This window comes from Acinetobacter sp. UBA6526, assembly GCF_002434875.1.
Lineage (GTDB): Bacteria > Pseudomonadota > Gammaproteobacteria > Pseudomonadales > Moraxellaceae > Acinetobacter > Acinetobacter venetianus.
In genome coordinates, this window is record NZ_DJLC01000123.1 from 1 (window position 1) to 811 (window position 811).

Annotated in this window: 1 pseudogene; it reads right to left on the minus strand. The window is 41.2% G+C overall.

Annotated features, from left to right (window positions below):
- Positions 1 to 811, minus strand: a pseudogene (locus B4237_RS08250) (DNA polymerase III subunit gamma/tau); the annotation flags it as partial.

The window sequence follows — 811 nt, forward strand, 5'->3', positions numbered from 1 at the left end:
CAGGTTCAGGTTCAGGTTCAACACTAGCCACTTCTACAGGTGCTGCAAACTGTTTTTCTTGACTTACATCTGAAGCAACCTGCTGATTTTGCTGGTCAAGTATCTGCACTACAGGTGCTGCCTGAACAGTCACCTCATTTAGACTCATCGGTCTAAACGCAAGCATCCGCAAAACGCACATCTCGAAACCTTGTTCTTGCGTCACCGCCATTTGCAAATCAGCACGACCTTTGCAAGCGATTTGATAATACAGTTGCAAGTCTTGTGCAGAAACAAGCTTCGAAAGCTGTAATATTTTTTGATTGATTTCTTCACTATACTTAAGTGCTAGGTCAGGCAGATACTGCAATAATGCCAACTCATGAAGCGTCGAAACCAATTGGTCTAGAACTAAAGACACATCTAAAGCTTGCTGCCTAAATTGCAAAAGCAACTGACTCACACGCGCTTGCTGATTTTGATGAATCGCGAGAATCAAATCATAGATAATCGTTCGATCAATCAGACCTAACATATCTTTCACATCTTGATGATGTACTGCACCCTGACCATAGGCAATCGCTTGATCTGTCAGTGATAATGCATCCCTTAAAGAGCCTTGAGCGGATTCTGCAATTTGCCAAATGGCATCTTGATCTGCATCAATGTGTTCTTTATTTAAGATAGTCGTTAAATGTTCGGTAATTTCATCTACCGCCAAAGGACGTAGTGTAAATTGCAAACAACGAGAAATCACCGTAATCGGTAACTTCTGAGGATCAGTTGTCGCAAATAAGAATTTTACATGTTCAGGTGGTTCTTCTAATGTTTT